Raw genomic sequence first — 14,780 nt, forward strand, 5'->3', positions numbered from 1 at the left:
AATGTTTGAAAAACAAAAATCTGATATTGAGAATAACATTATTGCCATCAAAAAAGAGATTGAAAGACTGTCACCCTTTTCTAAGTCTGATAAGATTAAGCTTTTCCGAAAACTTTTTATTGGTAATGAGCTTGTATATGCCAAGCATTGGATTAGTAAAGATGGTTTGAAAAAAGGATATTCTCCTGTATCAAAGACATTTAAGGGTACGGATTACATCCCTGTAAATGATCATGTCATCCAGCAACACCTTGAGGGTAAAGTGAGGATGGGAACCTATGCTGTCAAAAATCAGACTCTGTGCAGTTTCCTTGCTATTGATCTGGACAAATCAAGTTTTGTAGCGGATGCCAGAGCAATTCATACTGTTTGTAATGCAATGGATATCAATGCTTACTTTGAATTATCTAAATCAGGAAACGGTATCCACATTTGGTTTTTCTTTCTCGAGGATGTACGAGCCAGGGATGCAAGAATACTTGGTGACTTGATTATTACAAAAGCCATGGATATCAGCGATGGTATCGACATGAAAAGTTATGACCGTCTCTTTCCTAATCAAGACTATGTTGCTCCTGATGCACTGGGTAATCTTATTGCCCTGCCATTACATTTTGGATCTCGAAGTGAAGGGAAAACAGTTTTTATAGATATTGATACCATGCAACCCTATGAAAATCAATGGAGTATACTGCAAAATGTTCTAAAAATCTCATCCCAAAAATTACATAGTTTGATTATTGATTATGCAAGATTGACGGAATCAACATCTTTGATGCCGTGGGAAATCAAACAGGAAAAATTGGTGCTTCCAAAGGCAGTTCAAATGGTTTTGCATAATGCGATCTATATTGAAAAATCAGTACTATCTATAACACTGCTCAATTTACTGAAGCGAATGGCATCATTTTACAATCCTGAATTTTTTATGCGTCAACGGCAGAGATTGTCAACATTTAATACCCCTCGTGTGGTTTCAACGTATGATTTAAATGAACGTTATATTATTTTACCTCGTGGTTTGTATGGAAAACTCAAATCTTTTTTTAAAAAGCACAAAGTTCAGATGCATATAGAAGACAAAAGACTAAATATGAAAATACCTGCTCAAGAATTTTTCTTAGATCTCCGAAGTGAACAAATAAAAGCAAAAAATGAGATATTGAAAAATGATTACTCTTTGTTGATCGCACCTCCTGGATTTGGTAAAACAGCAGTTGCTTCAGCTGTCATCTCGGAGCATGGGGTGGCTACACTTATTTTGGTACATAAGACAGTACTGTTGGAACAGTGGAGTAAAAGATTGAGTGAATATTTTAAAATAGATATCAAATCTATTGGAATATTGGGCAAAGGAAAGAAAAAGCTTAATGGTAATCTTGATGTTGCCACCTTGCAGTCATTGAAAAATAGACCTGAATTAATTGAAAACTATTCCCAGATCATCATCGATGAAGCGCATCACATGCCGGCAGTCTCTTTTGAAATACCACTTAAGAGGTTTAAAGGAAAGTATGTATTGGGATTGAGTGCGACACCTAAACGTAAAGATGGTATGGAAGCGATCATGTATTTGCAGTGTGGGGATATAGTGCATGAGTCTGTGAGAGAAAGTACCGTCAAGCATACGCTAAAAACCGTTACAACTCAATATGACACATTTATGGATCATTTTAGTATGATGCTTGGTGAAATAACAGAAGATGATATGCGTAATAGGCAAATTGTCGATGAAATTGTGAAACTATCAGAACGAAAAATACTTGTACTGAGTGAACGCATAGAGCATTTGAATATTCTGTGGCATATGTTGGAAGCAAGAGGTATTGATGCTGTGTTACTTTATGGTGGATTGAAAACAAAAGAAAAGAGGTTACAGTTTGAGAAGACTGAAGATGCTTCTATTATTCTTTCCACCAGCAGTTATATCGGAGAAGGTATCGATATCGGCCATCTTGATACGATTATTTTCACTATGCCTATCTCCTATCCGGAACGTATTATTCAGTATTTGGGACGAATTGGCAGGCAGGGACAGCAATGTCTTGCTATTGATTTTATTGATATATCAGTCCCAATGCTGAAAAGTAGTTTCAACAAGAGAATGAGAGGGTATAAAAAGATGGGATACGTATTGGCACCGGTTCAGACATTATTTGAAACTGTGTAAGGGAATGAAACTTGGTAATCATATTAAATCCATAAAGAGAAGTATTAAACGGAGAATAATCGAAAAGATTTCCCCGATGCTTGCATCGGTAGGAGTCAAGTTTAAACGGTAGGTATGTTATGATTACAAATGAGTGATCATATATTCAAAAGTCATAACAAAACAGTATTGTTGTATCACATGGTATTTCCAGCAAAATACAGAAGGAAAGTTTTCACAAAAGAGATAGAGAAAACTTTGGTTGAAGTTTGTATAGGTATTTCGGAAAGGTTTGAGATCAATTTTCTTGAAATTGGGAATGATGAAGATCATGTACATTTTTTGATTCAATGAGTTCCAAAGATGCCTGTTTCAAGAATTGTGCAGATAGTCAAAAGTATTACAGCAAGAGAAATTTTTTCAACACACAAAGAGATCAAAAAGATACTTTGGGGAGGAAATTTGTGGACAAGTGGTTTTTACGCTAATACTGTTGGACAATATGGAAGTGAAGAGATGATTCGAAGATATGTAAAGAATCAAGGAAAGACATATCATAAGGTGCATACGGGTCAATTACGATTTGACTTGTAAGCGCATGTAGTAATGATACCCCGTTGCTTGCAGCGGGGTAGTTCATTCACATATTTTCTTAATTTGTATAGGATTAAGACGAAAGTCAAATAAAAAAGGTGTATAAAGAGTGTATAAAAATGTAAATACATAACGCTATATCTTCAAAAGTGCATAACTTATCGTTGCACCTATGTTCATCTCCAATTATTTCCCATTTTCTTTTTCCACTGATTTGTTTTTAAGTTACTTTCCATTATGATAAATTATATATATTTATGGGAGAGAATAATGAGAAAAGTATTGATAGGAATTATGTGTACGGGTGTGACACTTTTTGCTGCGCAGAATTCGGGGACGTTCAGTAAGGTTTTTGGCGGTGATGAAGATGATGTCGCAAAGGCTGTTGTCAGGACGGAGAATGGCTTTATGATCGCAGGAAAGACCAAGAGTTTTACGCAGGACAGGGACTTTGATGCCTACCTGATCAATATAGACAAGAACGGTAAAAAGATCTGGTCGAAAGTCTACGGCGGGGAAGATGACGAAGAGGCGAATGCGATTGTGCGTCAGGGAAATGATTATGTCTTTATGGGATCTACGGAGACTTACGGCAATGAACGCATGAGCTTTTATATGGTGAAAGTGAACAGTGAAGGCAAGCCCTACTGGCAGACGACATTCTATCGTGATGACTCAGATGAGTATTACGGTACGGCAGTGGTTGCTGACGGGGAGGAACTGGTCTTTGCCGGATATGAACGACACTTACAGTTTTTTGATGAAGACCTTAGCCCATACATTTTTAAAACCGACAAAGATGGGGACAAGGTTTGGGGTGGCTACTATGGCGGCAAAGATGATGACCGTGTTTATGGTCTTATTGCCGCCGATAACGGCTATCTGGCGGTGGGAGATACGGAGAGTTACGGCCATGGTGACCGTGATGCCTATATGGTGAAGCTCGACAAGTCGGGAAAAAAAGAGTGGCATGCTGCTTTCGGTGGCAAAGATGATGACAGTGCACGTGCAGTTTTAGCGACGAAGGACGGGTATCTGCTTGTAGGGAATACGGACAGTTTTGGACGAAACTACATGAATGCCTATGTGGTAAAGACAGACAAAAAAGGTAAGCTGCTTTGGGAAAAAAGTTACGGGGGAAGCCATGAGGATGAAGCGTTTGCCGTTGCTCCAAGTGCCGATGGCGGGTTTGTGGTCGTTGGGCGGAGCGAGAGTTTTACCAGACGTAACGGCTTCGATCTCTACCTTTTCAAAATAGACAGCAACGGCAAGTTGCTCTGGGAGAGGACCTACGGCGGTGAGGCAGATGATGTAGGCTATGACATTGTGGCACTTGAAGACGGATACCTTATTGTCGGGGATAAGAAAACAGATAGAAGAAGAGACAGTGATGTCTGGGTACTGAAAGTGGATCTCAAGGGCCGACTTTAACGCTATTTGGATATAATCGGTGAAAAAAAGAGACAGAGTATATGAAAATATTGGTTTGGTTTTTACTGCCGCTGTTCATGTTCGCCAAGATGCATTATGCCAAGGTGGAGCCTTATGAAAGTGTGGTACTGAAGTCCGCAGTAAGCGGGCTAGTACTCGAGGCTGACCTGGATGCCGAGGGTACGATGGTGGAAGACAGAAGGGTGATCCATCTAGACGATGTTATGGACAACATTAATCTCAAGGACAGCCAGAAAAGTGTACAGCTTCTTGAACAGATGATCAGTATCAATCAGGACATAGCCGGCAGTCTGAGCAGCACGGTCAAGAGACAGGAAGGGTACTATCAGCGTATCTCGAAACTGAGTACTGCTTCAAAGACCCAAAAAGATACTGCCTACAACAGTTATACTTCTGCAAAGACACAATACCTCTCCACACGTGAAAAGATCGTCAGTCTTGAGAAACAGCTTATCGATACAAAATACAAAGTAGCGCTTCTGAGCGATACAATAGGAAAAAAATCGATCGTTCTGAAGAAAAAATACCTCTATAAACTGATGGTGCGCGAGGGAGATTTTGTCAATCCGGGTACGCCGTTGGCCGAGGTACAGGATATCAGCAAAGCCAAGCTGGTACTTTTCCTTGAACCTGAAGAACTTAAAGACCTAAAAAGCAGAACAGTTTATATCGATGGAAAGAAAACGGCATATAGAATCAATAAGGTCTGGAATGTGGCAGATGAAAAATTCATCTCTTCCTACCGTGCGGAGATATACATCCCTGCGCCCAAAGAGCGGTTTTCAAAACTTTTGAAGGTTGAACTGAAATGAAAGAGACAGCATGCGGACTTGACTGCTATGATGCCTGCAGGATCATTGTAGAAGATGATAAATTCAAAATGAAAGGGGACAAAGAGCATCCCGCAGGCAACGGTGCGCTTTGCGCACTCCTCAACAAACATATGTTCGAAACACCTCGTATCGAGAAACCGCGTATCGACGGCAGAGAAGTGAGCATGGAAGAGGCGATGCAGGCGGTTGCGGAGGCATTTAAAGCAGAGAAGTCTCTGCTTTGGAGAGGCTCGGGGAACCTGGGTGTCATGCAGGAGATCACCGATCTTTTCATGGAAAAAATAGACGGTACACTGACCAGGGGAAGTCTTTGTGACGGGGCAGGCGATGCGGGGATCATCATGGGACGAGGTATCAACAGGAACCTTCCGCTTGAGCAGATAGGAAAGGCTGAGACCGTTGTGGTCTGGGGACGGAACGTTACCGTGACCAATTCGCATATCATGCCTTTTCTAGAAGGTAAACACATTGTGGTGATAGACCCGGTAAAGACTGCCATAGCCAAAAAGGCTGACCTGCATATTCAGATACAGCCGAGAACCGACTACTATGTGGCGATCATGCTGGCACGTTTCATTTTCATGGAAGATACCGAAGATACCGAGTGGATGGACGAGTTTGCACCCGAGTATGAGGACTTCTACGACTATACACGTGAACACCGTATCAAAGCCATACTGGCCTACATCGGAGTCGATCTGGGAGATATGGGACGTATTTTGAACTACCTACGTGACAGAAAAGTGGTCTTTCTTGTGGGTAGCGGTGTACAGAAATACTCTACAGGAGCCTACACGATGCATGCCATTGACTCCCTGGCGGCAACGCTTGGGCTTTTTGGAAAAGAGGGGTGCGGGGTGAGTTACCTTTCAAACTCCAAATTGGGATTTGAGAATCCTTTTGAGGTGGAGTGCAAGCGTGTGCCAAAAGCGACAACGGAGTTCTCCAGCTTTGAAACAGTATTGGTACAGGGAGGGAACCCTGCCGAGTCCATGCCCGACAGCAACGGTGTCATCAAAGAGCTCGAAGCGGTCGAGAACCTGATCTATTTCGGCCTGTATGAGAATGAAACGTCCAAAAGGGCAAAGATCGTCATTCCCGCAAAGAACTTCTTTGAAAAAGAAGATGTCAGGCTGAGTTACGGACATCAGTATGTCCAGAAAATGAATAAAATTCTTGACTCCGATATTGGTATCAGCGAATATGATTTCACCAGGAGACTCTTCAACCTGTTCGGATTTGACGGTTTACAGTCCGAGGAGTACTACTTGGATGCCTGGCTGTCCCAGTGTGAGAGGGAAGGGGAGCATTACATCTCTCCCGCACATCAGGACGCACCTTATGCCGAAGGCTTCGGAGAAGAAGATGATGAATTCGAGTTCATAGATGAGTTCGAAGATGACTTCATCAATACCAAACGTTTCAGAAAGTACCGAAAGGAGAGCAAGAACAAACCCAAAGACGAAAGCTTCTGGCTGTTGACACCCAAGTCTTCCAAATCGCTCAATACGCAGTTCGTCAGAGAAGATACCGTACAGTTGCCACCCGATACCGGTTATACCGAGGGGGAGAGGGTCAAAGTAAGTTCAGAGCACGGCTCTGCAGAATTTACGGTCAGAATCAATGAAGATCTCAGGCCTGACTGTCTCATCATTACTGCCAATACTGTAGGGGTGAACTATCTGACTCCTTGTATTTTGAGTGACGGGGGAGAGAATGCCTGTTATCAGGAGGTTAAAGTACTGGTTGAAAGAGTTTAACTCGGATCAAGCAATTCTAATGCATAATCCGGGTTTAAAAGCCCGTTTCCGCCCGGCACATCTGCCGCAGGTCGTTCTCTTTGATCAGCCAGCAGCTGTTCTTGTGTTCCGCTGTCGCTTCGCAGTACGCTTTCATATCGTTCTCTTTGATAAGCCAGCAGGACTTTTTCCCTTCAAATTTACTTTCGCACAGATGCCTTTTATCTTCATTCCTAATCTGCCAGCAATGTGCTGCATGCAAGGTCGTATACATCAAAAAACAGGCGATCAGAACTCTATACATCTATAATCGCCTTTGTATCTTCTCCGGAGCCAAGCATGGTTGCTATCCATTTGGTATTGGGCTGTGTGTTGAGTACGATTTTGATGATGACGGTAAGCGGAACGGAGAGAAGCATACCTATGGGTCCAAGCAGCCATCCCCAGAAGATCAACGAGAGAAAGACAATGAGCGTGGAGAGCCCCAGGCCTTTTCCCAGGATGCGAGGTTCGAGTATGGAACCGATCAGAACATTAACCAGAAGGTATGCTCCCGCAGCGATCAGGGCGGTTGTGATGTTGAACTGTACCAGAGCCATCATGACGGCCGGTATGGCTGCAAGGATGGAACCGATATTGGGGATGAAGTTGAGCAGGAATGCCAGCAGTCCCCAAAGTACGGCATAGTGAATACCCAGCATTTTCAAGATGATCGTGATGATAAGCCCCGTAGCGGCAGAGGTCAGTGTTTTGAGCAGGATATAGTGTTTGATCTTACCGCTTACCTCGGTCACGGTTGCAAGCCCTTTGACATTGGTCTGTGCCAGCTTTGCAGTAAACTGTGAGATCTCCATCAGCATGAAGATGACGGTCATGATGATCATGAAAGAGTTGGTCAGGAGAGAACCAAAACTTCTGAGTGTGCCGGCAATGTAGTGCATAACACTTCTTGTATGAAACATCGCGAGAAAATCGTCTTTGGGAACATGGATACCCCAGTTGTCCAGTCTGTCAAAAATATGGCTCAGGTCCGTACGGAGTTTAGCTTCATACATGGGGACATTCTGGCTGAAGTCCTGTACGGAGTTCCCTATAAGCGTAATCATGGAACTGATGACAAGGAAAAGGAACAATACAATGATGAGAAGGGCCAATATCTCATGGACGCCCATCTTTTTGAGCCACAGATAAAAAGGGGAGAGGATGGTTGCCAGGAAAAGGGCAAGCAGAAAGGGGACTATAATCACCGCAGCCATTTTGATGCCGGCCAGGATGATGACAATAGAAGCCATTACCATGAGGGTGTAGCCTATCTTTGCATGTTGCTCCTGCATGATCTCCCCTGTTACAATTTATGCTATTATAACAGATAATAGTGTGAGGAAGGGCTACAAATGAAAAAAGAGAGAATGATTGTCGTTTTGCTGCTTACTGTCGCGGCTTTCATACTGACGGCGTGCAGCACCTATATTATTCCCATCCCTATACCGGTATGATCTCTGAAAGACCCTAATCTCATCCGAAAAAGCTTTTGGCAAAGACCATAGATCCAAAGATGAAGATGGTCATGCCGCTGAAAAAACGGATATAGAAGCGGTTGGAGATCATCATGGAGACGACTACCCCAGCCAGGGTCGTGAGAATGAGCAGTCCGAACAGTATGAACATCAGTGTTGCTACATGCGTAGGGAAAGTCATGGGCGGTTCATCGGGAAGCACAAACGTTTGCAGCCCGACAGTCGCGAGCCAGAGATAGATCAATACAGAGAAAAATGCTGTCCAGAAAAGAAACTGTATCTTTCCGCTTCTATAGATCACAAAAAACCTTTTTTGCTAATTATATCATTTTTACCTCATGGCTGTGAACAAGAAAAAATCATTTTTCAACACACTCTGCTATAATATCAACACTTAAAAGAGTGATTCTGACACATGATCGGAATGACGATAACAGGAACGGAAAAGAACATGACACTGGAAGAATTGGACAAAAAATACGTACTGCAAACCTATGCGCGTGATTACACGAACTTTGTAAAGGGTGTGGGGTCTACACTGTATGATGAGAACGGGCGTGACTACATAGACTTCGCTTCGGGGATTGCGGTGAACTCTGTGGGACACGGGAATGAGAGACTGACCTCTGCCATTTGTGAACAGGCTAAGAAGATCATCCACATCTCCAACCTGCAGGTGATAGAACCTCAGGCAAAGCTGGCGCAGAGAATGGTGGAGCTTTCAGGCTATGACATGGGTGTTTTCTTTGCCAACTCGGGTGCCGAGGCGAACGAAGGGGCGATTAAGATCGCGCGAAAGTACGGTGAGACGAAGTTCGACAACAAACGATACAAAGTCATTACGCTGGAACACTCCTTCCACGGTCGTACCATCACAACGGTCAAGGCGACAGGACAGAAGAGTTTTCATACACCGAACTTCTCACCCTATCCTGCCGGGTTCAGTTATGTGCCGAGCATTGCGGATGTCTATGATGCCATCAATGACGAGACGGTTGCGGTATTGCTCGAACTGGTGCAGGGTGAGGGGGGAGTGCAGCCTTTTGAGAAAGAGGAGATACAGAAGCTTGCCGCCCACCTCAAAGAAAAGAATGTGCTGCTCATCGTCGATGAGGTACAGACAGGGGTTTACAGAACGGGTGAGTTCCTGGCATCGAACCTTTATGAAATAGAACCCGACATCGTTACGCTTGCCAAAGGGCTTGGCGGGGGTGTACCTATCGGTGCGGTGATGACAAAGCACAAGGATGTACTGAGCACGGGAGACCATGGAAGTACCTTCGGGGGCAACTACCTGAGTACGGCTGCAGGACTTGCCGTTCTGGATATACTTTCCGAACTTTACGATAACGGCGGACTGCATGAAACACTGCTCTATTTTGAAGTGAAGCTTCAGGAGATAGCGGCAAAGTATGAGAATCTTTTTGAAAAAGAGGTCGGACTCGGTCTGATGCGCGGATTGCGTGCAAAGAATGCCGAAGTACAGGGATCTGTGATAAAGAACAGTCTGAAAGAGGGGCTTGTCGTACTCAAGGCAGGGCGTAATACAGTACGCTTCCTGCCGAGTCTTACGATCAGCAAAAATGAAATAGATGAAGGATTCAAGCGTTTTGAAATTGCCATTGATAAGGTACGTCTATGAAGCAAAGCTCCACAGACTACGCTGACACTGGATCCACTTCAGCAGTGGGCTCACGCAACTGGTTGCGTTTGGTAGTGTTTGGTAGTCTTTGTGTTGCTTCTCTGCTTCAGGCGGATGAACTCGGAGAGATACTTTCAGACACAAAAGAAACGCTCTTTGACTACCAGTTTCAGGGAAATGAACTACAGAGCGATATGCTTTCAAAAAGTTGGATCAATCCGGTGACGGTACGTTACGGAAGAGATTATACAACACGTTTCAGAACGGGGACCATTGATACCAGCAATTTTTCGGTCTATATAGACCAGCCGATCTTCAGGTCGGGCGGGATCTACTATGCCATCAAGTACTCCGGGGCATTGAGAAATGCGAATAGAGCCGACATCACATTACAGAGACGCCAGATGATCGGTGATGCCGTTGCGATCCTCTTTAAGCTCAAGCGTATCAAGCTCGAACAGCAGAAGATGAAATACCAGATCAAGAATGATATCATCGATATACAACAGAAACGTGACAGTTTTGAAGCCGGTATTTTGGACAGCAGTTTTCTTGACCAGGCCATACTCAGAAAGAGCCAGGATGAGACGGCACTGCTCGAGATGCGTTTGAACGAGATGGAGCTCAAGCAGCGTTTTGCTATTTTGAGCGATAAAAAACCTGATAGACTCAGGCTGCCGAAACTGAAACTCATAGACAAACAGAGCTATACCCATGAAAACCTCGAACTTAAAAGGGACAACCTGCGTGCGCTTGAAATGGACTATAAAGAGAAAGTAACCTGGGCAAAATACCTTCCGACAGTTGCTTTACAGGGACAGTACTCCAACGGTGACCTCAATCCGCTTTTCCCAAGTCCCAATTTGAATGAGAGTTACTACAATTACGGATTTACCGTATCGATGCCTATCGATATTAATTCGTTTAGTGATATCGAGTTGAGCAAAGTGGAAAAACTTCAGGCTGCCACAGAGGTTATAGACAGGAAAAACAAGGTTAGTGAAGAGTATGACTGGATACGCAACAGCCTGCATATCCTTGACAAGAAGATCTCTCTAGCCAGAAAAGACGAGAAGATTTACGGTAATCTCTACAAAGTGACGAAGAACCTTGCGGAAGCAGGTGAAAAGACCCTGTACGATGCGGAAGTGATGAAGAACTCGCAGCAGATCAGAAGACTGGATCAGCGTATTTACAGTATAGACAAACAGATACAGCTTCTTAAACTCTACATACGGGTGGAAAATGTACTTTAGCGAATATATGAATGAATGGCTCTACGGAGAGAAGGGGTACTACAAAAATTTCAAAGCGATCGGAAAGTCCGGGGATTTCTATACGGCAGTGAGTACCAGCAGTTTTTTTGGGGCGAGTATTGCCAACCATTTTTTCAAAATGCTCAAAGAAGGAAAGGCAGACAGAAACGGATGGCTCATCGAAGTGGGAGCACATCAGGGCTATCTTCTATGTGACATGATACAGTGGCTTTACACCTGTGATCCTTCCCTGGTTCAGACACTTAGATTCGGTATCGTCGAGCGTCAGCCCGAAGTCCGGGAGGTACAGTCAGCGTACATCAAAGAGCGTTTCGGGGACGATGTAACCGTAACACACTTTGAAGACCTCTCTGAAGTAAATACCGCATACGCTTTTGTCGTTGCCAACGAGATCTTCGATGCCTTTCCCTGTGAACTTCTCAAGGATGAACAGATAGCCGTCGTAGAAGATCATACCATATCGTGGGAGCCTGCACCTACTGAGATGCTGGAATGGGCCAAAGGACATTACCTGAAACAGGGTGAGGTTGCTGTGGGCTATGAGGATTTTGCCAAAGCGATGGCATCTGGCATAAAGAAGTGTGACTTTGTCAGTTTTGACTACGGTGAGAAGTATGTTCGCAATGACTTTTCCATCCGTGTCTACTATGCGCATGAGACTTTCCCGCTCTTTGACGAGGCTCTGGATCTTTCGGAGTCTTTTCAGAAAGATGACATCACCTACGATGTGAACTTCAAACATGTTCTTGAAGCATTTGAAGCAGCAGGATTCAGAGAGGAGAGTTATGAAACACAGGCAAGAGCGCTGATACGTTTTGGATTGATAGAAATACTCGAACAGTTCGCTTCACAGACAACACAGGATAGATACGTGCGCGAAGCGGACAAGATCAAGACGCTGATCGCCCCGACCATGATGGGTGACCGCTTCAAGATGATCCATTTACACAAATAGAGGTATAGGAGGAAAAAATTAGCTTTTTTGCATTGATTTAAGAAGCGTACAGCGTTTGATGGACGCTTCTTCGTTTCCGTACATCTGTGTATATTTGTCGAACTTTTCCTGTCCGATCATGGAGATACACTCTGCTCTGCTCATACTCGCAGCCGCTTTTTCTATGGCCTCATCAGCAGTACTGTCCTTTGCCTTGACAAGCTTGTCTTTCTTGTATTTGTCGTCTGGGTACATATATTCCGGGGAATAGTTGTCATCCTGCACCTCTTTGAGTTCAATGTGTTTCTTTGGTGGAGGCGGTGCTACATATCTTGTGGCATTGGTCTCTTTGGTTTTTACGGGCGCCTTCTTGACCTTTGGAGCTTGCTCGACGCATCCTGTGAACAGGAGTGCGGCAAAAACGATCATAAATAGATACTTCATTTTTATCCTTCTAAATTATTGTGTCGGTATTGTAATATAATTCCCCGGAAAATTTCAAGCTGCTTCAAAATCGATCGCGGCAACAGCGATGGCAAAACCGCCGTCGTGGCTGATGGAAATGGAAGCTGAGTGAATGGTGTAGGTTTTGAGTGCTTCATCGCTCAGGGTAAAGTAGGGTGCTCCTCTGCTGTCTTTGGCTATCATAATGTCATGAAAAGCCAGCTGGGCGCCTATGCCGCAGCCAAATGCTTTTGCTATGGCCTCTTTGGCCGCCCAGTACCCGGCAAGCGTTTCGACCTTTTTGGCTGCAGCAATTTCTTCCTTTGAAAGATACCTCTGTTTGAATGTGTCACCGTATCGATCGATGAGTTTTTCAATACGATCGATCTGAATGATATCTGTTCCGACTTTCATGGAAAGAGTATATCGAAAATGTTGTAAAGTGTCGATTTTTTATGCTGCTCCCGGCCTAGATGGCTACGCTTCGCTCCGACCACTCTGGTTTCGCCGCTAAAAACGTGAAGCAGTTGTCGTAAGGATTCCAGCCTTCGTGGCTACACTTCGTTCCGACCACTCCGGTTTCGCCCCTATAAACGACAAGCAGTTGTCGTAAGGATTCCAGCCTTCGTGGCTACGCTTTGCTCCGACCACTTCGGTTTCGACACTATAAACGTGAAGCAGTTCACGTTTACTTTACGTGTCTCACATCCATTCCACTACTTTGGAGACTTCGTCGGCTATAAAGCATTTGATCTCTGTTTCTTCCATAGGCTTGTTGGGGATGACCGCTTTGCTGAAGCCCTGTGTTTTCATCTCTTTAAGACGCTGTGTCAGGCCTGAGATCTCGCGTATCTCGCCGGTGAGGCTCACTTCTCCGAGAAAGAGTGTTTCGGCACTCAGTTCCCTGTCACGGTAAGAACTTAGGATAGCTGCAATAATGGCAAGGTCGGCGGAGGGTTCGTTGATCTTGATACCACCGGAGATATTGATGAAGACATCGTAGGTACCCAGTGGAAGGTCGAGCTTCTTTTCCAGCAGTGCAAGAAGCATACCCAGACGGTTGTTGTCAAACCCAGTGGAACTGCGCTTTGGGTGTCCGTAGGCTTCGGAAACAAGTGCCTGCACCTCTATAATGATCGGGCGGCTTCCCTCCATGATGACGGTCAGCGCAGAGCCTGACTGAAGCTTGTCCTTGTCGAAGAATCTGCCGGCCATGCTCTTGGCGTCGTTCAGTCCACTCTTGTTCATTTCGAAGATACCGACCTCGTTGGTGGAGCCGAAACGGTTCTTGAAGCCGCGAAGCAGACGAAGTTCGGAGTTGGAGTCGCCTTCAAAGTAGAGCACGGTATCGACCATGTGCTCGAGGACCCTCGGGCCGGCGATGGAACCGTCTTTGGTAATGTGGCCGATGATGAAGATGGGAATATGCAGGCTCTTGGCCACACGCATCAGTTCGAAGGTGATGGTACGTACCTGTGTCACGGAACCGGGTGCCGAAGGTGTTTCGTCGGAGTAGAGTGTCTGGATGGAGTCGATGACGATGAATTCGTAATTTTCATTGGAGATCTCGGAGAGTACGGTACTCAGGCTGATCTCGGGAAGCAGAAAAAGGTTCTCGTGGTTGGCGTCGAGCCTGTTGGCGCGCAGTTTGATCTGCCCGGCAGACTCCTCTCCGGAAACATAGAGTACTTTTTTCCGCTGCTGCGCAAGATTGCCTGCAATCTTTAGCAGGAGCGTTGATTTACCGATACCCGGACTGCCGCCTATGAGGGTCAAAGAGCCCGGAACGACTCCACCTCCGAGCACAAGGTCGAGTTCGCAGCTGCCTGACGGGAAACGAGTGATGTTGTCCTCTTCGATCTGGGTGATAGGCTGTGCTTTGGAAAGGGCTGAGCCGCTACTGCTGCTTTTCGATGTTTCGTTCAGGAATTTGATCTGGTCTGCCGTGAGTTCGACCATGGTCTCCCATTGGTTGCAGGAGGTACATTTCCCCATCCATCTTGGAGATTGGAAGCCGCATGCCTGACATTCGAAGAGTGTTTTTTTCTTTGCCATATTTTTCTCTCTTTTATTTTGTTAGTAGAAGTATAATACAGTCAGGGGAAAGGTGCGGGAAAATATGTCAAATTGTAATATTTTCTGGAAGTGAGAACTTTAGTTTCACCTTGAATTTTAGGGTGCGAGTAAACTCTGCACTTC

13 protein-coding genes and 1 pseudogene are annotated in these 14,780 nt (G+C 44.7%); 8 read left to right on the plus strand and 6 right to left on the minus strand.

Annotated elements, in window-relative coordinates:
• Position 1 precedes the first annotated feature (1 nt).
• The 5 genes and pseudogenes from SUN_RS03025 (at position 2) to SUN_RS03045 (ending at position 6,788) form a co-directional block, all read left to right on the plus strand.
• Complete coding sequence (locus SUN_RS03025) at positions 2-2,170, plus strand: DEAD/DEAH box helicase (protein WP_158298175.1); 2,169 nt, start codon at positions 2-4, stop codon at positions 2,168-2,170.
• A 129-nt stretch (positions 2,171-2,299) separates the two neighbouring features.
• A pseudogene (gene tnpA / locus SUN_RS03030) lies at positions 2,300-2,743 on the plus strand (IS200/IS605 family transposase).
• 270 nt (positions 2,744-3,013) lie between these two features.
• Positions 3,014-4,174 carry a hypothetical protein gene (locus SUN_RS03035; RefSeq protein ID WP_011980277.1) on the plus strand — a complete coding sequence of 387 codons (1,161 nt, stop codon included), beginning with the start codon at positions 3,014-3,016 and terminating at the stop codon, positions 4,172-4,174.
• Positions 4,175-4,215: 41 nt separating this feature from the next.
• On the plus strand, positions 4,216-5,007 hold the full coding sequence (locus SUN_RS03040) for an HlyD family efflux transporter periplasmic adaptor subunit (protein ID WP_011980278.1): 792 nt from the start codon (positions 4,216-4,218) through the stop codon (positions 5,005-5,007).
• Positions 5,004-6,788 carry a molybdopterin-dependent oxidoreductase gene (locus tag SUN_RS03045; protein ID WP_011980279.1) on the plus strand — a complete coding sequence of 595 codons (1,785 nt, stop codon included), beginning with the start codon at positions 5,004-5,006 and terminating at the stop codon, positions 6,786-6,788. The genes SUN_RS03040 and SUN_RS03045 overlap by 4 nt, the downstream gene beginning before the upstream one ends.
• 34 nt (positions 6,789-6,822) lie before the next feature.
• Here the strand turns inward: SUN_RS03045 and SUN_RS03050 are convergent, their stop codons facing one another.
• The 3 genes from SUN_RS03050 to SUN_RS03060 form a co-directional block, all read right to left on the minus strand.
• Positions 6,823-7,071: a hypothetical protein gene (locus tag SUN_RS03050; protein WP_011980280.1), complete on the minus strand. Its 249-nt coding sequence runs from the start codon at positions 7,069-7,071 to the stop codon at positions 6,823-6,825.
• Complete coding sequence (locus SUN_RS03055; RefSeq protein ID WP_011980281.1) at positions 7,064-8,101, minus strand: AI-2E family transporter; 1,038 nt, start codon at positions 8,099-8,101, stop codon at positions 7,064-7,066. Before SUN_RS03055 ends, SUN_RS03050 begins: the two co-directional genes overlap by 8 nt.
• Before the next feature lie 181 nt (positions 8,102-8,282).
• Positions 8,283-8,585 carry a hypothetical protein gene (locus SUN_RS03060; protein ID WP_011980282.1) on the minus strand — a complete coding sequence of 101 codons (303 nt, stop codon included), beginning with the start codon at positions 8,583-8,585 and terminating at the stop codon, positions 8,283-8,285.
• 114 nt (positions 8,586-8,699) lie between these two features.
• On the opposite strand from SUN_RS03060, the gene SUN_RS03065 reads away from it, so the two are divergent.
• From SUN_RS03065 to SUN_RS03075, 3 genes are read left to right on the plus strand one after another with little or no spacing between them, the layout of a single operon-like run.
• Entirely contained in the window at positions 8,700-9,926 is a 1,227-nt protein-coding gene (locus SUN_RS03065) for an aspartate aminotransferase family protein (RefSeq protein ID WP_011980283.1), read from the plus strand.
• Positions 9,923-11,182 (plus strand): TolC family protein, encoded by a 1,260-nt coding sequence (locus SUN_RS03070; RefSeq protein WP_011980284.1) that lies wholly within the window; start codon positions 9,923-9,925, stop codon positions 11,180-11,182. The genes SUN_RS03065 and SUN_RS03070 overlap by 4 nt, the downstream gene beginning before the upstream one ends.
• On the plus strand, positions 11,172-12,158 hold the full coding sequence (locus SUN_RS03075; protein WP_041672661.1) for an SAM-dependent methyltransferase: 987 nt from the start codon (positions 11,172-11,174) through the stop codon (positions 12,156-12,158). The genes SUN_RS03070 and SUN_RS03075 overlap by 11 nt, the downstream gene beginning before the upstream one ends.
• Positions 12,159-12,176: 18 nt before the next feature.
• Here SUN_RS03075 and SUN_RS03080 read toward each other — a convergent pair whose 3' ends face one another.
• From SUN_RS03080 to radA, 3 genes are all read right to left on the minus strand, one after another.
• The gene (locus tag SUN_RS03080) at positions 12,177-12,581 is read right to left on the minus strand and encodes a hypothetical protein (protein ID WP_011980286.1); all 405 of its coding nucleotides are present in this window, start codon (positions 12,579-12,581) and stop codon (positions 12,177-12,179) included.
• Between the two features lie 54 nt (positions 12,582-12,635).
• Positions 12,636-12,995, minus strand: a complete 360-nt coding sequence (gene acpS / locus SUN_RS03085; RefSeq protein ID WP_011980287.1) for a holo-ACP synthase — start codon at positions 12,993-12,995, stop codon at positions 12,636-12,638.
• Positions 12,996-13,283: 288 nt separating this feature from the next.
• On the minus strand, positions 13,284-14,636 hold the full coding sequence (gene radA, locus SUN_RS03090) for a DNA repair protein RadA (RefSeq protein ID WP_011980288.1): 1,353 nt from the start codon (positions 14,634-14,636) through the stop codon (positions 13,284-13,286).
• Between the last annotated feature and the right edge of the window lie 144 nt (positions 14,637-14,780).

Source organism: Sulfurovum sp. NBC37-1 (genome assembly GCF_000010345.1).
Taxonomy (GTDB): Bacteria; Campylobacterota; Campylobacteria; order Campylobacterales; family Sulfurovaceae; genus Sulfurovum.